17 protein-coding genes are annotated in these 20,134 nt (G+C 50.0%); 3 read left to right on the top strand and 14 right to left on the bottom strand.

What is annotated here, in order from left to right; all coding sequences use genetic code 11:
• Positions 1–47: 47 nt before the first annotated feature.
• Positions 48–2,360: an MBL fold metallo-hydrolase gene (locus tag KTH_RS12270; RefSeq protein ID WP_497618913.1), complete on the top strand. Its 2,313-nt coding sequence runs from the start codon at positions 48–50 to the stop codon at positions 2,358–2,360.
• A 779-nt stretch (positions 2,361–3,139) separates the two neighbouring features.
• Here KTH_RS12270 and KTH_RS12265 read toward each other — a convergent pair.
• Positions 3,140–3,754: a TetR/AcrR family transcriptional regulator gene (locus KTH_RS12265; protein WP_497618911.1), complete on the bottom strand. Its 615-nt coding sequence runs from the start codon at positions 3,752–3,754 to the stop codon at positions 3,140–3,142.
• A 176-nt stretch (positions 3,755–3,930) separates the two neighbouring features.
• On the opposite strand from KTH_RS12265, the gene KTH_RS12260 reads away from it, so the two are divergent.
• On the top strand, positions 3,931–4,794 hold the full coding sequence (locus KTH_RS12260; protein ID WP_497618909.1) for a tetratricopeptide repeat protein: 864 nt from the start codon (positions 3,931–3,933) through the stop codon (positions 4,792–4,794).
• A gap of 315 nt (positions 4,795–5,109) precedes the next feature.
• On the opposite strand, the gene KTH_RS12255 is transcribed toward KTH_RS12260, so the two are convergent.
• The 13 genes from KTH_RS12255 to KTH_RS12195 form a co-directional block, all read right to left on the bottom strand.
• Positions 5,110–5,400, bottom strand: a complete 291-nt coding sequence (locus KTH_RS12255; protein ID WP_497618907.1) for a hypothetical protein — start codon at positions 5,398–5,400, stop codon at positions 5,110–5,112.
• A gap of 206 nt (positions 5,401–5,606) precedes the next feature.
• A complete protein-coding gene (locus KTH_RS12250) occupies positions 5,607–6,734 on the bottom strand; it encodes a ParB/RepB/Spo0J family partition protein (RefSeq protein WP_497618905.1) in 1,128 nt (375 codons plus the stop codon).
• Positions 6,735–6,740: 6 nt separating this feature from the next.
• Positions 6,741–7,934 (bottom strand): ParA family protein, encoded by a 1,194-nt coding sequence (locus tag KTH_RS12245; protein WP_497618903.1) that lies wholly within the window; start codon positions 7,932–7,934, stop codon positions 6,741–6,743.
• A 1,187-nt stretch (positions 7,935–9,121) separates the two neighbouring features.
• Positions 9,122–10,297, bottom strand: coding sequence for an RAMP superfamily CRISPR-associated protein (locus KTH_RS12240; protein ID WP_497618901.1), 1,176 nt, complete (start codon positions 10,295–10,297; stop codon positions 9,122–9,124).
• A gap of 21 nt (positions 10,298–10,318) precedes the next feature.
• Positions 10,319–10,918, bottom strand: coding sequence for a type III-D CRISPR-associated protein Csx19 (csx19, locus tag KTH_RS12235; RefSeq protein ID WP_497618899.1), 600 nt, complete (start codon positions 10,916–10,918; stop codon positions 10,319–10,321).
• The gene (csx7, locus tag KTH_RS12230) at positions 10,918–11,937 is read right to left on the bottom strand and encodes a type III CRISPR-associated RAMP protein Csx7 (protein ID WP_497618897.1); all 1,020 of its coding nucleotides are present in this window, start codon (positions 11,935–11,937) and stop codon (positions 10,918–10,920) included. The genes csx19 and csx7 (KTH_RS12230) overlap by 1 nt, the downstream gene beginning before the upstream one ends.
• A gap of 4 nt (positions 11,938–11,941) precedes the next feature.
• Positions 11,942–12,826, bottom strand: coding sequence for a type III CRISPR-associated RAMP protein Csx7 (gene csx7, locus KTH_RS12225; protein WP_111321158.1), 885 nt, complete (start codon positions 12,824–12,826; stop codon positions 11,942–11,944).
• Entirely contained in the window at positions 12,823–13,290 is a 468-nt protein-coding gene (locus tag KTH_RS12220; protein WP_497618895.1) for a hypothetical protein, read from the bottom strand. The genes csx7 (KTH_RS12225) and KTH_RS12220 overlap by 4 nt, the downstream gene beginning before the upstream one ends.
• Complete coding sequence (locus tag KTH_RS12215; protein WP_137686295.1) at positions 13,287–13,757, bottom strand: hypothetical protein; 471 nt, start codon at positions 13,755–13,757, stop codon at positions 13,287–13,289. The genes KTH_RS12220 and KTH_RS12215 overlap by 4 nt, the downstream gene beginning before the upstream one ends.
• Before the next feature lie 18 nt (positions 13,758–13,775).
• Positions 13,776–15,041 (bottom strand): type III-D CRISPR-associated RAMP protein Csx10, encoded by a 1,266-nt coding sequence (gene csx10 / locus KTH_RS12210; protein ID WP_497618892.1) that lies wholly within the window; start codon positions 15,039–15,041, stop codon positions 13,776–13,778.
• Positions 15,038–15,802, bottom strand: a complete 765-nt coding sequence (locus KTH_RS12205) for an RAMP superfamily CRISPR-associated protein (protein WP_497618890.1) — start codon at positions 15,800–15,802, stop codon at positions 15,038–15,040. The genes csx10 and KTH_RS12205 overlap by 4 nt, the downstream gene beginning before the upstream one ends.
• Before the next feature lie 17 nt (positions 15,803–15,819).
• Positions 15,820–17,502 (bottom strand): Cas10/Cmr2 second palm domain-containing protein, encoded by a 1,683-nt coding sequence (locus KTH_RS12200; RefSeq protein WP_497618888.1) that lies wholly within the window; start codon positions 17,500–17,502, stop codon positions 15,820–15,822.
• Positions 17,503–17,649: 147 nt separating this feature from the next.
• Positions 17,650–18,537: a CRISPR-associated ring nuclease gene (locus tag KTH_RS12195; protein WP_497618886.1), complete on the bottom strand. Its 888-nt coding sequence runs from the start codon at positions 18,535–18,537 to the stop codon at positions 17,650–17,652.
• Positions 18,538–18,593: 56 nt separating this feature from the next.
• On the opposite strand from KTH_RS12195, the gene KTH_RS12190 reads away from it, so the two are divergent.
• The gene (locus KTH_RS12190) at positions 18,594–19,808 is read left to right on the top strand and encodes a CRISPR-associated protein Csx3 (RefSeq protein WP_497618884.1); all 1,215 of its coding nucleotides are present in this window, start codon (positions 18,594–18,596) and stop codon (positions 19,806–19,808) included.
• Positions 19,809–20,134: the final 326 nt, after the last annotated feature.

The following is a 20,134-nucleotide window of genomic DNA, read 5'->3' as shown; positions in this document are numbered from 1 at the left end:
GAGCCAACAGGAAGCATGAGTCAGGGAAAAGAAAAGGAGGAAGTATCATGGAGATCACATTTCTTGGAGGGGCATCGGAAGTCGGAGCATCATGTCACCTGTTGCGGATTGCGGGACGAACCTTATTGATTGATGGAGGAATGCGTCCGGCGGCGCGGGAAGGGCAATCACGCCTGCCTGATCTCTCACTCCTTGACCGACACCCACCCGAAGCGATCCTGATCACGCACGCCCATATTGACCATACTGGTGCAATGCCGTTGATTGCCTCCCTGTTTCCGCATCTGCCAATTTACGCGACCGAGGCGACGAAAGTGTTGACTGAGATTCTGCTGCGTGACTCGGTGCGCATTATGGAGATGGAGGGACTGAAACCGGATGGGGAAACGCCACTCTACACTGCTGATCAGGTGGATGCTTTTTTAGGGCGGATCACGCCTGTTGGGTTGGATCAGTCGATTCAGCCGCTTGCTGATGCACCGGATCTGCTGGTAACGTTCCTGCGGGCCGGGCATATTCTGGGAGCGGCCATGCTCTATATTACGTCACCGGAGGGAACGGTGCTGCATACCGGGGATATCAGCGTCACCGATCAGCGCACAATCAAGGGGCTTGATTTGACGTCATTGCCGCAGGCTGATGTGATGATTTGTGAAGGAACCTATGGCAATCGGTCGCATACCAACCGGAAAGAAGAAGAGCGCAAACTGGCCGAGACGGTACAGGCGACGCTTGAGCAGGGAGGACGCGTCTTGTGTCCTGCTTTCGCGGTTGGGCGAGCGCAAGAGATCGTCCTGATTTTGAAATCGTATCGGGCCAGCGGGCATGTCTCGCCTGTGCCGATCTTTCTGGATGGAATGGTGCGCAGTGTCTGTCAGGCATATCAAAGTCAGGTGCATGACTTGCATCCCTCATTACAGCGCTATTTGACGAATGCGCGGCGTCCGCTCTTTACAGATCCAGATCTGCACCTGTATGCGGTGCGAGCGCATCAGCGACAGGCGTTGATTGCCTCAAAGAAGCCTGCCATTGTCATCAGTAGCTCGGGGATGCTCTCCGGGGGGGCGTCACCGCTCTATGCGGCAGAAGTGGCTACCCGTGAGAAGGACTGCCTGCTCTTTACGGGATATCAGGATGAGGAAGCGCCGGGAGCGGCATTTCTGGCGGCAAAACGGGGTGATACAGTGAAGATGGGGGACAAGTGGGTACAACTGGCGTGCCGGGTTGAGCGCTACAATCTCTCGGGTCATGCGGATGCGGAACAAATTGTGCATACTGTGACAAAGGTTCGTCCGCGCACGCTGATCCTGGTGCATGGCGCTCCTGAGGCGTTGGAAGCGCTGGCGAATCGTTTTTCGCGCATCGAGATTGAGATTCCGGTACCGGGCGAAACCCTGTTGCTGACGCCGACACGCGTCGAGCTGCCTCCTCTGATTGAGCCACCAGTGCTTTCAGAGAAGAGTGACGTGGTTCCTCTGCCCGTGACGGTGGACCTACCTGATCCAACAGTTCGGGATCTGTGGGAACGAGCGCGGATGCAAGGCCCACAGCGGCCCTGGACCGTCGTTGAGCTCGGGAAAGCCTATTACGGTGCGTCCTATATGCCGACCTTGCGTTCACGTGTTGAAGTGGCGCTTAAGGGAGCTGCACCTTATTTCAAGCTGCGGACGATGGGGGCACAGATGATTTATCTGCCGCGTCCACAGGAGGAGGTGGAGGAGTTGCAACCGCTAACCACGCTCACACCAGGGGAACTGGTGATTGTGCAGGGAGGCAAAGGAACGCCTCATCTGGGCCTTGTTCTGGCTGTGCCGAGCAATGGACAAGTGGCACTGGTATCGGAGCAGTGGAAAGCCGGTGAGAAGCCGCTACAGATGGTACAATTGGTGCCGGGCATCGAGCGAAAGCAGTGGTTGGTGCTGGAACACAGTGAGATCAAGCAGCGGTTACAGCAGTGGCACAAAGTGATTGAGCGGGCGTGGGTGGATCTCTTCGTGCTCTGGACGAGACGGCAGGGGCAACCGTTGACGTATGAGCAGCTCTGCCAGCAGACGGCAGATGAGACAGAGCTGCTGGCCTATGGGATCGAGTTGCTGGCGAAAGGGGCACAGCTCTTCAAACGACAAGGGGGGCGCTGGTACCCGATTGAGGAAGAGGTCGTGCGAAAGAATGTTGGCTTTGTCCAGCACCTGGAGTTGTTGCAAGCCGGAGCGGGGGCTGCGGTCTGGCTCAATGGGGAGCGCTGGACACTGACAGGGCAGAGCAACTGGAAACTCTTCGAGATTCGCAATCATGACGGAGAGGTGCGTCATGTTCGTGCCAATCTCCTCTCATTGTATCCTTCGGTTGAGGCTTCCTGATTTCTGCCTGGAAGCCTCGTCAGACCGTGGTGAAGCTTGAAGAGAAATGCGTGCTCTCCGGGCGCACAATCTCCTGTTTATTGAGGGAAAGCGCCTCTACTGTTCATATGATACGGAGGGGGCACGAAGAATGGAGGGTATGGAGAGTGAGGAGAGTACTAAGAGTACAGATAGTATGGAGGATATGAATTGTCTGGATAGTGAGGAGTGAATAGGTGATAGAAAAGCAAAAAGGGCAGGGAGAGTAGAACACTATGGAAAGTACGAGAGTATAGAGAGCAAGGAGGCTTGCATCAGGATAGTAAGGAACTGAGGATAGTAAGGAACTGAGGATAGCATTGTCTCACGCGGCTGGCAGGTTGCGAGAGTTGGCAGGGCAGAAGAGACACTTGTTCCACAGATACATGTTTCACAAATACGGGGAATGTGTTAGTTATCAATCAAAAGGGAGAGAGCTGAAGTGGTCGGGGAGAGAAAATGCTTCTGCTAGCTCATCGCTGCCTGTCTGTCTGGCTTTTAGAATAGAGTTTTTTTGGCGCGTACGCGCCATTTTGGACGCTCTTTCTTGGCTCTATCCTGCCAGGAGTTGACCTTATTCGTATCTTCTTCTCATTTCACGCAGGTCACGGTTCTGGTCCTTGCAAGAGAACGTCACGAAAATGTCTTTAACAAGAGAACGTCACGAAAACGTCTTTAAATAGAGGCGCGCAAGTTGTCATAAAAGAGTGTCGCTTGCGCTTGTCTCCTGTGCCTCCTGTGCCTTTTTTTGTGAGAGTGGGTCAGGTAGAGGGTAGCTCTGTCCCTTTTAGAATAGTCTGGGTGATAAGGTGTGCCATTTCTTCCGCTGAAATTTTGGCTTCTTCCTGGCTCCATTGGACTGCCGGGCCGAAAATAGCCCAACTGATGATTCTCGCTCTTGTTTCCAGAGGCGCATAGATGCGTTCTGAATGTGCAGCTTTGAGCCAGGCTACAAGCAGTGATGTGAGTTCCTCATGAGCTGTACGTTCTAGCAGCGGAAGGAGGACAGTGGATGTCTGATATTCATGCTGGTATTTCTGCTCAAAGGTTTGGAGAACGGTCAGCGCTACCAAATGGAGCGATTGATAGTCCCATTGAGGAATAGCTGGAAACGTATCTGTTAGTACCTGACGAAATTGCTCACGTGTAACGGCTTCGACCAGCATATACTTATCGGGAAAATGAAGGTAGAAGGTGCCTCGATTGACATTCGCTCGTTCTGCAATCTCCTGAATAGTTGTCGCAAGAAAACATCTTTCTGCATCCCGTATGGTTTTTGAAGTAAGTTTCTCTCGCACAATTTCCAGGTAAGCACGCTGTAATGTCTGGCGTGTTCGTTGGACACGGCGATCATGATGGCTTTTCTGGCTGACCATACTTTTTACTCCTGTAGGTGTTTCTCAACAATTCCATTGCTATGTTCAATATTCAACAGAAGCACGGGTTTTGCTTATTGTCTGGCGCTCCATTGGACTCTACTATTATAAGCAGCAGATTTTCAAACCTGCAAAGAATGCATCTGTTTCTAGCTCTGGAAAAGGAGAATAAGGAAATGTTGTCAGGTACATCGGATATTGCGAAGCGCTATACCACCGCTCTGGAAGCCATCAATGAGATTGCCTGTACCTACTTTTTTGCTGGTAGATTTAAGGATGCGGTACAGACACTTCGTCTATCCCTGGAATTGACGGAGGCTCAGGAAGTAACGCCTCAGAGCCGCCTCATACTTTTGTTACTGTATGGTAAGGTCTTGCTTGTTGAGCACCTGATTCGGAGGAACAATCCTGAATTGATGTTTTCGGTTATCCGACAGGCGAAGGCGCTGGCCGAAAAGATACAGGTTCCTGAATACGTCGCCGATGCTGTGAGCTTACTTGGAGAGGCATGTTGCAATGCGACAACCATGAGTATCCTGGAGAGCGGGAATATGCCATTCGGACGGCAGGACAAATATCATGATGCGCTTGCATATCAGCAAGAAGCATTAAAGCTCCGAGAAACACTGCACGATAGCAAGGGATGTAGCGAATCACATTTTCTTCTCGGATTGATTTATCAGTTCTGGCAACAGAATGAGCTAGCACGAGAGCATTTTATGACAGCAATCCAGATAGCTGAGGACAACGGACTTGTTTTAGAACAGGCTGAACCGAATCGTCATCTGATGTTTGATGCCAGACTCCAGGGTGATCTGGACCAAGCCTTGCTATATGGGGAACGTGCGCTGTTCTTTCGCGAGGCAGGTGGTTTCAAACCTTATCAACCATTAGATCATTTAGCTCTCAGAGACGTCTACAGGCAAAAAGGTGATGCTGAGAAGGCACAGTTCCATGAGCGGCAGGCAATGATTCTCGCTGAAGAAATGGGTGTTGCCGAGCATATGACATTTGTTTCCGCTTCGTCCGAACGTCTGTAACCGCGAAGGAGAAGCCGGATCTAAAAAGGGAGAAGGTTTCAGGAGATATACCGAAGGCTTCTCCTTTTTTAGCGGCGCTGCCCGGATAGTTCGTTGTATCTCCTGCCGTGAAGAAAGGAAAAAAGTTTTAAATGCAACTACTCTGGTATATGAAAGGAACAAGAAAATTAATATTATTTTAACGGCTTCTCCTGCTTTATCTGTTATACTGTTTCTATCTTTTGGGAAAAGAGGGCATACAAAGCCTTCTGCATAACAGCTTGAGGCCGCTTGGATTTCTTCTGAGCGGCCTTTTTCTGCTCTACACTGTTGTTTTTAGCTCCCATTGCTATTCAGTGCGTATAGCATGTCTGCTTTTGTGAAAGGGAATTGTTCGCTGAGAGGATATTGCCAGAGAATGAAGGCACATACATGTTCTAATTGTGCTGGCTCATAAACTGGTCTATCTGTTTGCTGTACAACAGCCAGAAAAGCCAGTGCAAACGTGTAAAGTGCTCGGAGTGGCGTTACTTCATCAGAGGACAATTGTTGGAGAATGGTAATAGTGATTTGTTCCGCATGCTGTAACTGAGTGAACGTTTCCTGCTGTTTGTTTTGTTCGTTCATATTCTCACTATCCTTCCATCATAAACCTCCCTGCTTCGCTGTTCCTCTTCTGCTAACACGTTTGGGTGACCGTTCTCGGGACACTGAAATGTAATAGTAGAGAAGGCCAACTTTCTCTTTTTCGGAGAATACAGGCCGTTTTTCTGGCAAAAGAAAAAGAGAAGAAGCCAGAGGGCTCTTCTCTTCTCAAAGGGGAACAGTCTATTTTACGGCAACTTTTGCAGCAAGCCTTCGGCTCGGTCTGCTATTTCCTGAAGCAGAAAATGAATCTCCTCGGAAATGGTGCTTCCCTGTTCCACGCGTTTGAGAATGCGCTGCTCTATGGTTTTGAGCTGTCGACTGATAGTACGTAATCTGCTTTGATCCAGCTGATCTTCACTTTTATTTCGCGATTCTGCAACAATAGAGATCTCACTACCAGAAGAAGAGTGAGAGGCATAAGCTCTACTTTCGATAGAGGCATGTTCAGTAAGGTCCTCTTCTTCTATATCTTCGAACTCCGGCTCTGAAGAGAGGTTATGCAGGGTATATACTTCGGATGTAGCGGTTTGGGTCGCAGATTCGGTTGACACCACTGTTTTCAATTGCTTTTCCTGTTCCAGTGTCTCAATGTAGGCGCGAACCTGAGAACCGCTAATTTCGCCAGCAAGTAAGCTTGCAATTACCTGAGCTCGAATCTCTTTGTCCTCGACCTTCCGCAGCTCCCGTGCAGCTCGTACGGTATCATGGCGGGCCTCGACAAGTGACTGAATATCTGGATCATCTTCTGTGAGTGCAACCAGATCGCGTAATGTGCCGCGCGAGATCTGATAGGCTGCGGCGGCTTCTTCCTGTGTCATGCCAGATTCGAGAAGCCCTTTAAGCAGGTAGCCTTCCTCAAGCGGAGTTAGGTCTTCTCGATAGCGGTTTTCACCAATCAATAGCCAGCGCATATCCCAATCGCTGAGATCCTTCAACAGGATCGGGTACCCTGTAAAGGTACCGACATGTTTTGCCGCTTCTATGCGCCTGTGGCCGTATGCGATCTGGATCCGTTCCGGGTTTGTGGGATTCCGACGACCGATCAACAGCGTGGTAATACCGTGTGCTCGCATATCGTTGCGCAGTTCTTCAAGCTTGTCTTCATCCATTTTCCGCCTTTTTTGAAAGGGGTTAGGGTCTATGAGCTCGAAGGGGACCAGAGGAACAGCACTGACATCTGTAATGGATGCAGCTTCTTGCTGAATTTTTTCCAGCTTCTCTTTTTCTGCGGAGGAAATAGCAAAGTCTTCTGTGCGTTTCTTCCTTCCAACCTCTCGCCCTGCCAAAAAACTTGGAGCTTTATGTCTTGCCATGTTTACCTACTCCTTTCCAACCTTCTTCTCACGGCGTTCTTTTTTCAATTGCTCGTCTTCATCGATTTTGCGTACGATCTCAGCAACATCTTCCCGCGCTGGACCTCCGATAATTTCCAGCATCTCGTGAAGGAGTCTCCAATAAGATCGGGCTATTGTGCTATCAGGCTTATTAAGCACGATGAGAGAGCGCATACTTAAAGCGGAGGCTACCTGCGCGCTTTGTTTAATTTCCGTATTGAAGACGCGTACTCCCTGTTCCCACTGCCGGATATCCTGGGACATTTCCTGATGAACGTTCCAGTTGCTATGTACCTTATTGAGTTGAATGCCAGCGATCTGGAGATTCTCATTTGCCCGCTCCTGCGCTTGCTCAATGACACCGAGAAGACCGAGCATGCCTTCCATTGGTAGTGTTTCTGGGGTCAGTGGAATACAGACATAATCGGCGGCATTTAATGCGTTTTTGGTCAGGACGCCAATTGAGGGAGGACAATCGATGAAAACATAGTCATAAGCAGGCAGAAGGGGCGCTAATGCATGACGCAGTTGCTCACCCCAATACTCGTGCTTCCCTTTCAGGGTATAATCTGCATCTGATGCCTCAGCGGTAATCGGAATAATATCAGGCCCGCGGCGCGCTTTTTCGATGCGCTCCTGCAAGAGTTCCTGGGCTCTCTTTTCGATTTGGGTCTGAAGCTCCTGGAAGCTAGAGAGCGTATATTTTTCTGCACTGGTCTCCCGTATAGCTTTGTCTAGCTGTTCCTGATCTTCAATAGTGTTGGTGAGCGTTTCCAGGGCTTCCCATTGCTCTATGGATACTTGCCCTTGAGCGATCTCCCGAATCGCCTGGACCCGTTGTTCCAGGGATGGAGTGCGGGGATCAAAGATCTGCGCTTCCCCTTCTGCGTCGTAGTACGTAGGAAGCACGATTTTCTCAATGGGACGCTTTTCTCGCAACTCCTTTGAGGAATACTTCAGAAGAATGTCATAGATTCCCTCATCAAGCGAATCCCGTAGATATCCCCACACCATACCGAGATGGCCTTGTGGGTCGCAATCTACGCCCACAACTTCGTAGCCTAGCATCGATAGCATCGCAAGGAGGGTAGCGGTAAAAACGGTTTTTCCCACCCCTCCTTTTTCGTTGGCTTCCGCAATGATGATGGCTTTTTTGTCTGCTGTTCTGATCTGCTTCATGGACCTAAGAAGAATAAGAGGATTAAAGAACGGATCTTCTCTTATTCGGACTCCTTTCTCTTCATGTTTTCAACCTCTTCGCTGCTCATCGCTTTGGAAGAGATATCACCGAAGGTTACCGCATGGGATGATGACAATGTTGAAGTCCCGGCTCTGATTGATGTATGTGAGGCAGCTCTTTCACCCAAGCAGCCTGGTGTCGACCTTATTTTAAGGGTAAGACGCTTCCCGCTGAAATGCTTCTGGACTATTACAATGGTGTGCACCGTCTGGGCTTTTGTTGATCCTCTTCTCGTGGGTTCTCTATAAGTATCAAGGGAGATAACCACAATGTCAAGAGGGGCAATGATGATTTAGGACATGCCAGTCCTTATTTTGAGTATGTCGCGCGTCATTTTCTTCCTACTGCTCTCCAAAAAAAGCGCGCAAATCGTAGGGTACTTGTGGTGGTAACATGCTCTCTGTGGGACATTGTTTGCGGAGAATACATCGTCTATCTCCTTCGAGTTTGGCGCGTACGCGCCAAAGTATTACGCTTATAAATAGATATTAGAAGTACGAAGATATAAATATGCGATGTACACAGGTAAATTCAGGGTGAATCTGGTTTGGACTGGTCTCCATTTCACGCATGTTGTCAGGCCATACCTCTTACAATTCCTTGATTTTTTGAGCTGATTCTTCGTTCCCTGAAGGGAGATAGATGCGTGGGTAATAGGGTGAGAAGCTTGTGAAAGATAGCGGAGAGATGATAAGTAGGGAAGAGAAATTGATAAGAAGATGATAAGTAAGTAATGGTGAGATGATGGAGAGACAATGATATGTTGTATGATGTCCACTTGTCAGAAAGCGCCTGCTGGCTGAACGTTTGGGATACTTGTGATATTAAGCACTATTATCTATTGGGAATGTTTGATAGCCAGGGGTGTGGTTTCGAAGAGGGTGGTTAAACAAGACGAGCCATATCTTGATAGACATTGGTTTAGTATTGAGAAGGTATGCAAACAAGCAGAGCAAGTGCTTGATAGCCAGGGGGTTGGTACCTGGGGTCGGAGAAGGTAAGCGAAAAAATGGCGCGTACGCGCCATTTCTGTAACTCTCTGGATAGCTGGTATCTATAGCTAGTATCTATATCTGCTATTTTATGTAGCGATGTTGACAAATGGGTCGGGTCATCTCTGAAAACCCTAATAGGCTGATTCTCTCGGATAGAGATATTTGGTCGCTGAGATACGTGCCCGGGGATTCTGCTTGAACCAATCTGGATCAGGGTAGCCATAAAACACGTTCTTTTCGGGCGGCCACTTCCAAATGTCATAAAGCCGCTTGATTGCGGGGAGAGAACGAAAGTAGTTCCAGTGCCTGTGAATTTGCTCATCAATAGGAGCCAGCTGTTGATCAAGCAAATCATAGAGATCGTCATCCTTGTAAGATGTGATACCCCGATTCCCCCGGATCGTGCGGTAGCGGCTACTGAAATCGACAAGCTGTAGCTCGGTGATACTGAGCTGAACACTCCCTAACCCCATAGGTTTTCCATAACCAAGCTTGTGACGCATATCCGGCTGCAACTGAATCGCATACAGAAGCGCCGCGAATTCGTCTGCTGTCAAATTGGCAAAGTCAATCCGGGCACCGAAATCTGTACCCGTATCTAGCGGTTCAATATATCGATTACGATATCGTGTCTCTTGTGACTTCCCTGATTTGGATAAGACGGGAATCAGGCGATTCTCAGTCAGCAGTTCCTGATTATGGAAGTAAAACTTTCTGCCTGCGATGTAGCGTTCCTGTTCATCCAGGTAGAATGCTTTATGCCGCGGCTTCGGTACGTCCAGCACAATGGTGTAGATGGGATCATGGAACTCAGGCATGTCGTCATATGCCAGGGCGTCCCCGATATTGACTTTACCCATAAACACAGCCGATTCTCTCTTCTTGCTATGCATCATCCCGAAGAGACGGCATGCAATGCAGAGCGATCTGTTGTGATTGCATGCCTCAAAGCCAGCAGGAAGTGTATTACGGCTGTGTTCCCGGGGGGGACTGAACTTCGTCATACAACCATTACAGACTGTTTCAACAACTGTCCGTAGCAAGCCTTTGATTGATGTGCCCGGGATAATATATTCATCCCACTTGTTCTGTATATGCTGTTGGGGCTCTCGTGGGTCTTGAGATGCTTGATGGGGAATGGATGTGCCAATAAAAATTGGCGTTTCAGCCTTGATATAAAGATAGAGATATCCTGTATACAGCTTAGTCCCCAGGCGCTTATCTGGCACAAGCACATTGTGCCAGACAGGTGTACAGCGCACGGGAGGATGCTGGATATCAAGAGGCACAAAATCAAATGGATTCATTGTCTGACACGCTCCTGACCTTTATCTCTGCTTCTGGAATGGTACGAGGCTACGAAAGCGATAGGCATAATTGTGACCGGTAGCGGGGTCTACATACTCGCATACAACCAGTTGCACGCGTTCTGCCTCTTTCGTCGCAGGCAATTGCGGATAGCGCAGCAGGCGGGGAATACGAATTTCAGCGAAATCTCCCGGGTGCGCGTTGATTCGCTTTTGCTGCTCATCAGTGAGCCTTTTCCCGAGGAGAATATAGGTTCTGTTATAAGCCACTGGTAATGTTCGTTGAGAGGGGTCCTGCAATGCCGGTTTGTATGCTCTATCGCCTGTATAGACACACCGAACTATATCGTCTTGCTGCTCCCACCGAATCTCTCCCTGAGCATGGAAAATGCGACCCGAGGTATAGGAAGAGAAGTCGAAATCAGGGTCGAAAATGGCAAAGTAGAGCATATCCTGTCTCTCTTCAGGCGTAATGACTCGGTGCGGGTGGGTTTCCATGAGCATCAGCACTGTCTCATCAGGTGGAAGCGGACAGCCCTGAAGGAAGGTGTTGAGAGCTTCCTTCTGGACTGTTCCGGCAAGCAAGATTTCCGTCCCCTCTACTTCCGACGTTGTTTGCATTATCTCTGACTCCTTTGTGCGGATGCTCCCTCTTCTGTAGGGAATGACCATTCCTGCATGCGAGCGATAAAGGCTTCAATGCACTGCTCTTTAAGGCTCTTGAGCGCCTTGCCTTTGAAAACGCGATTGTTGCGCACCCCGTGTTTCTCATGGGTTACTGGCACTTCCAGACGAAGCAGATCATTCTTCTCTGCTCCATAGATGGCCGCCTGCTCATTAAGCCAGTGTCCCAGACCCCATAGTTCATTATCGGGCTCTGATGCTGTACTTCTCCGAATGGTAGAGAGGACTACCCCTCCCGGATGAAGCTTGTCTGGCTCGTTATAGATGCTGGCCTTGATTTTGCCCAGACCGCGAGAGCGCCCGGATCCGATGCGGATAAGCTGATCTTCCAGGTCCTGAATAATCACGAAGAGCATACCCAGTTGCCAGATCTCGAAATTTCGGAGGTGGATATCAGAGAGGAAAATCTGTCCATATGCAACCACGTCCATATCAAACTTCGCGTTCCCGCTGACGCCGCCGGTTAGCCTGTCTATGGCAATGCCGTCACGGCGTTCAATCTCTGTCTCCAGCCCTGTGTTCTCTTCGCTTAGATAGGCATCGCCAATTGCAATCCGACTGCTGAAGGCTGTTGAGCCAAAAAGACGACAGGTAGGGCATGAACGCGCATATACTTCGTGTGACGGCTGCTTATCATCGAGCCGACTACCACAGGAGATGCGGTAGAGTTGCTCGCCATTTTTGCCCTGGTTCTCTGTTTTCTGATCACCTGGTCGTGAAAGAGGGTTACAGGCGACCTGCGGATGAATGCTATTCGCGACCTTTTCGATATGGCTGCGAAAAATACCCTTGAGCGAACTTCCCGGGATATACACTTCTTTTTTCCCGTGACGATATGTGATAACTGGAGACATATCTGCGCCGATCACCGTGGCATAGCCTGTTTTAATCAGTAGTGGTCCTTCGGTCTTAATTTCCAGTCGCAGGCGTGCTTCATTGACGAGTGCTTTTAACATCTGCTCATTCCCCCTTCTCGCTTGTGAGTTTAAACAATGACTTGATATGTGCTGCAAGGAAGGCATCCGCATCCGCAACCTGTGTAAGCCCTTCGTCTCGGTGCAGGAGGTAGTGCTGTAAACGACGCATTTTTTCTTTCTGGTCAGCAATATCTAGTTCGAGATAGCGAATCTCAAGGTTTTCAAGGATACAGGCTCCCAGACCACGTGAGCGTAGGCCACCAATGCCGCCAAAGCCGCTGGTAAATTCACCCAGTCCAATGCTGATCAGTTGAAGATCCTGGAATGTGGCGTTCTCTATCACGATTTCAAGCTTGAAAGAGGTGGTAGCCGGAACGACTTCAAAATCATACTTTGCGTTCCTTTTCGCGGTGTCACGATCACGCTCGATCGCGACACCATCACGAATCTGGGGAGGGCCGCTCCAATCATCTTCGGCCAGGTAAAGGTCATTGATGATAATGCGGGCAGCAGCGAAGGGAGAACCGAAAAGCTGGCAGGTGTGGCAGAGATCCTTGCGCTTTTGCTGCATATAGGCTTCCTGATCCCTTCGATTCTTGTCCCGTCGCTCGTTGCGGATATGATTTTGTTGCGCTGTGGGGCAGGTTTCCCCTTCTACGTCGTCAACGGGGAGCCCGCAGGTATGCAATCCGAGCTCTGCTGGCAGAGAGGCGACCAGCTTTTCGGTTGTACTGCGCAACGCGCCTTTGAAGCTGGAACCCGGGATGAATGGCAGGCCGTCCGGTGTCAGAACGACAGGGCTGTCTGAGTTGCTAAGCGTCTCTCTTCCCCCGCCAATATGCAGGCCTGTGCGCATGGTGAGTTGCCCACGAAAAACATAACGATTGCGTAATTGAAAGGCCTGTTGCTGATTGTTTTGCTGCGTCATCTGCGCTTGCCTCCACGTTGGTACATACTCTGTTGGTTCTCTTCTTGCTTCTTCTTGCACTCTATCTGGTACGCCATATAGCCGTTTTCTGCCAGCAGGTGCTGAATGAATTCCTGCGCGATCAGCTTTTTCAACTCTTCTTGCTCTTCCGGAGATAGTTTCCCTTCAGGTGCAATGCTTGATATGCTGTCTACCGTGAGCCGCTGAAGTTTGATTTGCAGCTTTCTGTAAAATCCGGGAACATGAGCCTCCTGCTTCTTCCAGGTCGTGCGGGCTTGCTGATGTTGTAAAAATTTCAGAAGCTCGCTATAGGGGTTGCCAAGCGCGATATTGAGCAGGCCGTTCATTTGCGAACCTGAGAGACTGTTTGCTTCACCAATGCTATGCATAAAGTTGACAGCGTCTCTGTACAGAACATCATCGCTCAGGAGATAGAGACGCTCTAGCAGCTTCTCTGTGATCATGCGCTGTTCTTTCTTCCTAAATCGCTGATAGAATACTCGTACTGAATGACCATCTGTCTCACAAACTGCCGAATGAGATGGAGGCGGATCTGTTGCCTGTCGCGTCTATCCTGTTCAGTATTGCCTGTGATGCCGACCTCACGGCAAATTTCATCAATAGGCCCGGTCAGTCCATCCTCAAGGAATGCCTTCAGCTTTTCGCCGTATTGTAGCTCTGTAACCCAACCGCTTTGCTTACGGGCTATTTGTTTCTTGATGTAATCCAGCACATCTGTTGATTTTCGTGTTGTTTCTGCGATATTTTCGAGCCCTTTCATTTGTGAGCGATGTCGTTCGCGATTTGCCTGCGAGGTTTGTCCGCTCTGAAGAAAAGCCGAGGCAGCAAGCGTTCCCAGTTCTTTTGACTTTTCATAGAGCTTTTCTGCCTGTATATTGACATGCAGAATAATCTTCATCCGTTTGTTCACGTGTGCCTCCTCTAAACACTAGCAATCAGCCTCTAGATGAAATGGATCGGAGATGCAAACGCGTCCGAAGCCCTCGTTACGGCGTTTCCCGATACCCGTTTGTTCCAGTGTTGCAAGTGCCTGTATCAGCTCTTCATCCAGCGGTGCAGAGCTGGCAAACAGGAATACTGATCCCATCTCGATTGCATATTCGGTGGTGCGTGGCGTTCCCCAGACCTCATACCAGCCGGTGATGCGCTGTACGCCTGTGCTTTGATAGATACACTGAAACTGATGTGCAGGGAGTCCAGTTCGTTCGGCCAGCGCCTGGGGAGTGATTGTTTTCAGATAGCACAAAAATGGATCGCAGAGTATGGCCGGTGAATGCAGCGTGATCGCGAAATAAAAAGGCGCTCTTTGCTGTATGCCCGCCTCCTGTGTGCGTTTCTGAAAGGCCTCATTAAAGAGGGTCAGTTTCCGCTTAAATGGCTCTGGCTCCCAGGTTGGTGCTTCTTCAGCCTGAATAGAAACCGCACCCAGACCTCGCGTACGCCCGGTTCCGAGCCGAATAACGTCTTCGGTGCTTGCTTCATTGAGAAACTGCTTGAAGCTGCGTTCAAGCTCAGCAGGAATCCATAGCTCTCCCCAGAACTGCATAGTTTCGTCAATCACTTCGCGGTTGTATAAGACGCCTTCCTGCACTGTTCCCCATTCACGATTGATGCCGGTATGGGTTTGGAGCCGCGTCTTGACCTCTGCCTGCTTCCGCTGTCCAGCCTGGTTCCGTCGATAGAAGCCGCTGAAGTGATCCATCGGGTGATTACATCCTTTGCCTGTCTTTTCGTTGATATATGGACAGGTGACATGGCTTCTCAAAGGGGTGAGCAGCTCCGGAATGCTGGATGCTTCATTGTTCAACATGGCGAAAATGCCCCAATCCAGCAGGCTATCACGGACGCCATGATATTCTTCAACCTTTTCCTCATCCTCAAGCAGAGGGAAGCCGGAAAAGCGTTTGCAGCTTTGTGCGGTTTTCGGCACCGGCATAATCGGCGATTGGTATGTTTGGAAACGAGGGTGCTGGAAGCTGGCCGGATAAAGATACGGGAATGAAATACTCTCCCGAAGGAAAAGGGCCGCAAATTCTTCCTCTTGCTCCGGTCGCAACATGCGATGACTGGCCGCAAGCGCTCCTGACAGCGTCATCCCTGGAACATAATGCGTCGTTTTGACTCCCTGGGGAGCGTGGTCAGAGCGAATTGCCAGCGGCGAGAGTGCTGTAACCCGAAGATGGAGCCGCTTCATTGGTGCCCTCCTGTCCCTGGATACGTTTGCAGCACATCGAGATTTTCAAGCCATGCTTCCCAGGATTCTCGATAGTACGAGCGCTTTTCCAGGATCACCCTGTTTATTTCACAGCAGCATTGTCCTTTTCCCACCGATTTATTGGCTCCCAGTTGATCGAGAAGCCGCAGACCGGCCAGCAGGAGCAGTAGCGAATAGGTCGGAGTTGGCTGCCCGGGCTGTGCCAGTTGCTCTACAGGCGTGCAGTTGAGCAGACCCTTGATCTTTCCTTCAAAGGTGAGACTGCGGTTCCCAAACTCACTGGTATAGAGGGCCCCGTTCACGGCAGTTCGTGTAATGCGGTTTATTCTCACCTGGGTTAAGATGCTTCTTTGCATACCTCGTCGTACCTGTTTCTTGATTTCATCTACCTCGCTAATGGCCTGCATATCGTCTGTATCGGCGAGAATGGCGTTTGCAAAATGCAATGTCCCGGGATAGAGGGACGTGCCAAATATCCGACCGACAGGTGTGGGAGGGCTGCCGAACTGCTCCAATGCTGCATAGGCGTTATGGGGACTGGCAAGCGGGATATCTGGCAGGTAGAGGCGGCTGAGCTTCTCGCAGCATTCCCGAAGCGCGCCTTTCAATGTGGAGGCAGGCACATACAGATCTCCCTTCCCATTGCGGCTGATCGTACGGTCGATCAGGCTCCCGGAGATACCTGTTCCGAGATGAAATGGGGCAGTGAAGCGAAGGGTATATTCGATGCAAATGAGCATTACCTGATAGTCCCTTTCTAGAAGGCGACAAAGTCATACAATTCGATGAAATCAAGCAGCGGCGTCTGATAAATGGAATGCTTGTCTTTATTTGAGCGCCTGATACTGAACCAGGGAAAGGAAATCTCAACCTGCTTGCGAGGCAATTTGTACAACTCATTGATTTTCTGAACCATGTTCATGATAAAGGTGCGCTCGTTCTCCTGCCAGTTGCGCATGGTTGCCAGCGTTTCAAGCACTGTTATGGTATTATTCAGTCTTAGAATGGCCTCTCGGAGCTGATGCAGCTTGGTACGGCCTAACCTTAGTTTGTTACCCGCTTCCAGCCGTTTGAGCAGCCAGTCCAGCCCGTCGAGTGTGTAGGGACGAAGGGTGGCCTGAAACTTCGTGATGATAGCTTCTTTTGATGAGATCCATTGTTTTTGAGTGCGCTGAAGCTCCTGGTTTCGGCTTTTTTCGTCCATGCTGATATTGCCTGTCACGACCACGAAATTGACCAGTGATGGAGCAATCCTGTAAGGCGCTCCGGCTTTCTTCGCGGCTTTGAGCGTTGCATCAGAGAGCTCGCGCTGCAAGCTGAAGGGGTATTTGATCGGTGCAAGCACAACGCTAACCGAGAGCGTACACTGAAGCGCTTCATTGTTAGGATAGTGCTCTACCAGCTTTGTAGAGAATGTCTTTGCAAGTGTGAACGCGATCTGCATGGCTTTTTCGGCTGGAACGAGGATGATGACATCATCGCCACCCACAAGCAAGACATCGAACGGAAGCTGATTTCGATTCAGAGGCAGATGTACGCTGATCGCATGTCCCAGTGCGGCAAATAGAGCGTCATCGATTGTCCGGGCGAAATCCTGGTACTCCTGAAGCGTTCGCAGCGTTTTGAGCCTTTCACCCATCTGATTACCATCGGCATAGATCAGGCCGATATATTCCTTGTTTTTGGAGAAATCTTGGAACGAACCGAACTTCTTTGGGCGCTGAAGGGTGCGTCCCTGGAGATCGCCTGGCTGGAGATGTTCAAGAATGCGTTCCCACAGTGGCTGATACTCCGAGAAATCGCGAGCCGAATGATGCCTTTTCTGCATATTCTCAAGCTGTTTCTTGACGTCCTGATCTTCCTGATGCTTGCCCGTGCAGATCCGGCAGTATCGCCCTTCATCGTCCTCATCATCGGGTTCAGAGAGGACATTCTGTGCATACTCCATGCCACACGAGTCACAGGTGCTGAAAAAGGGGTGAGAAGGGTAGGCAATCGTATGCAATGTGTCCTCTTGCTGCATCGTGTCCATATGCAGGCTTTCCTTTGCCATGCGTTGCCGGAAACGAAGCAGTTCAAGAAGGTCAGCAATAGCTGTATCCCCGAGATATGCTGTATTCATGATGTCAATGCGAGGATCGTAGTCGGGAAGAGGCTGAATGGCGTAGGTAATGGATGCACCGCCTCTGGTCTCCCGCTGGTAGCATCTCTGGACCTCCTTGCCTAGCGCCTCCGCAGAGCGAGCGTCAACCAGAAAGAGGGCCGAGCCGCCATTTGCGTAGATCGTTCGGGCTCCATATTTCTGTGCGATGTGCACCGTCTCCTTGCGGTTCAGCCTGTCCAGAATGGAACTTGCACCGCGAATCTCCTTCAATTTGTTGGTGTTGAAGACGTAGCGTTTGATGTGATCTGTATCGAATGCTATTAGCGCCTGGGTCACCACTTCCTCCCTTTCGCTTGTATGAGGCTCGATGTAATCGTGTTTTTCTAAGTGTAATAGCATTCATGCATGAAATGTATACCAGAAAGATTTGAACGCTACTGGTGTGAAGTCTAGTGTCTTTTGCGAAGAGCCAGAATATGCTTTCTAGTGTTCAGCAAAGTAATCAGCGAATTCTTTTTGCAAAAAGAAATAAGTCAAGCGCTTGCTTGCGGGTAGGTTCCAGACATTTCGACACTCGTCATAGATCCTGGTGGTATGGAAGCTGACGGTTGACTCGGTGATGCAGAGTTTTTTAGCTACCTCGGCAGGAGACAGACCCTGCGCATACGCTCGTAGCACATCACGGGCGCGCTCAGAGAGATTGTCGACGACCTGCTTGCAACGCCAATGCGCTTCTCGTATTTGCTGTATTTGCTGGGTCATGATGGTGCCGGACGATGAAAGATGAGACATGGTGGCAAGCAACGATTGAGAGGCCCGCGTAAATGGCACTTCGATCAGGCGGCGACCATCGTCCGGTGTGCTATGCATCGAGCCTTCTTTGTCTGCTTGCTCTTTGATATGCTCGGGCGTGTAGAGGTGCAAAAGCTTGTCATGAGCATCGAAGTACAGAAGGGCAGTTGAGAACGCGAGGAAACTCATCAGGCGTCGTCCGCCGGAAATTGAGAAATAGATGATGCGCTGTTGTTGCTTCAGAGAGCGAATGAGTTCGCCAATGGTATCAAGTGCACCGTTGACCGTTTGATCATCGACCATATCATCGATCAGAGTGTTGTAATGAGCAAGAACCTGTTGTCGAAAATGGATTGTTCGGATCTGTCCTTCAAAAGTGTAGTGATCACCGACAAATTCGGCATTGAGGCGTTTCAGCGACTGCCGAATTCGGGGAGAAGCCGCCGGGTGGACAACAATCACTTCGTAGATTGGAATACCCTGCCTCAGCAGCAGATCCAACGTGCAGGTGACAATCTGGGGATTCCCTCCCAATGTTGCTACCAGGGTGTGCTTGTAGGGTGTGGTTCCTTTTATCACTGTTTTCTTGCCTCCTTGATCTAATTGTACGATATCATTTTTCAGGAGTAAAGAATATGTTTGACCCTGAATACACAAACAATAACATAATTACTACATGGTCCCTTCCTGCAATCTTGATCGGTGGGCCTCCGAAGGCCGGTAAGTCCGTATTGACCTACAATCTGACACAGGAGTTGCGCCGTCTGGATATTCAGCATTATGTCCTTCGTGCAAATCCAGATATTGAGGGCGATTGGTTCTATAACAACACGCATATCAGTACGGTAAACCAGATTGTCGGCGAGGTCAGGGAATATCGGCGCTGGACTGATCCTTTTAGAGATGGCGTCTGTCGCGATATCAGGCGCCGTCACCTGCCTTTGATTGTCGATCTTGGCGGTAGACCCCGGGTTGAAGACAATTGTATTTTTAGCGCCTGCACCCATGCTATCTTGCTCTTGAAAGAAGGAGACGAGCAGGAAACGCAGAAATGGCATGATTTTGTTGCTCTCAATGGCCTGCCGCTGCTGGCAGTACTCTATTCTCAACGAGAGGGAATAGCATCATATACCGAGCAGGATTCCGTCATTACCGGGACGATCACAGGATTGGAGCCGTATGCGAAGCTGTATAACGCGACATTCGATGCCGTACGTGACCGTGTAATACAGCTTTTTAATACGTTTAGTCTTGAAGAGCTAGAAGAGCACCACATGCGTACCGCGCCCATTGAGTATGTGATCAATCCGGAAAATCAGCTCCATGAACTGGACAGGTATGCCTGTAGTTGGACAACCAATTTGCTCCCCTTGCTGCTTGAACAGGTTCCGAAAGGGACGGCAATTGCGGTCTATGATCGGGCGACGAACTGGGTGTATGCTGCTCTGGCGCTGCATGCAGGGACCGAGCCATTTGCACAGTTCGATGCACGTATTGGCTGGATCACGCCGCCGGTGTTGCGTGCCGGGGAACTCCAAAAAAAGGATGTCCTTTCAATAGCGACCCATACGACTGTAGATGGTATCTTCCACATCAAAATTCACCCATATCACAACTATCTCGATTATCGGAGAACTGACGAACTCGCTTTCCCAGAGCCACCACCCGAACATAGCATTGTCATCAGTGGGGAGCTTCCGCTCTGGCTCTACACAGCCCTGGCGCGTTTCTATGCTCAATGGGACGTTCCCTGGATTGCGCTTGAGGATGCAAACATCGGGAGATACGTTGTTATTGCCTCTCGGACGGCCTCGCATCCAATCGGAAAAACGCTGCCCAGTTTTGCATAATCTACATCTCTATGAGAGTATAACATGTAGAGCTTATGTATATCTCGTAAAGGGTACTTATGGGCGAAAATATACCGTGAAACGACTTAATAGAGCCCGTCAGGGCTGTGCTTCTATTGCCCTCTCGCGGCTATGAAAGCAGCCTGGAAGATGCTGAGTGTGTTTTTGCCGCTTGAAAGGTGAATGCTTATGCTGCCTGGATGCTGGCCGGAGCCGTTGCATACAATCTTTACTGATGGTGACGTCACTGCTCGGTTGACAGCTTGCTTTCAACTGATCTATGACACGCTTGTCCTTTTCCCCTTTGAATATAACGCTGCATCCGC

This window comes from Thermosporothrix sp. COM3 (assembly GCF_059696735.1).
The sequence above is the reverse complement of the archived record's forward strand: the minus strand, read 5'-3'. Positions and strand labels throughout refer to the sequence as shown.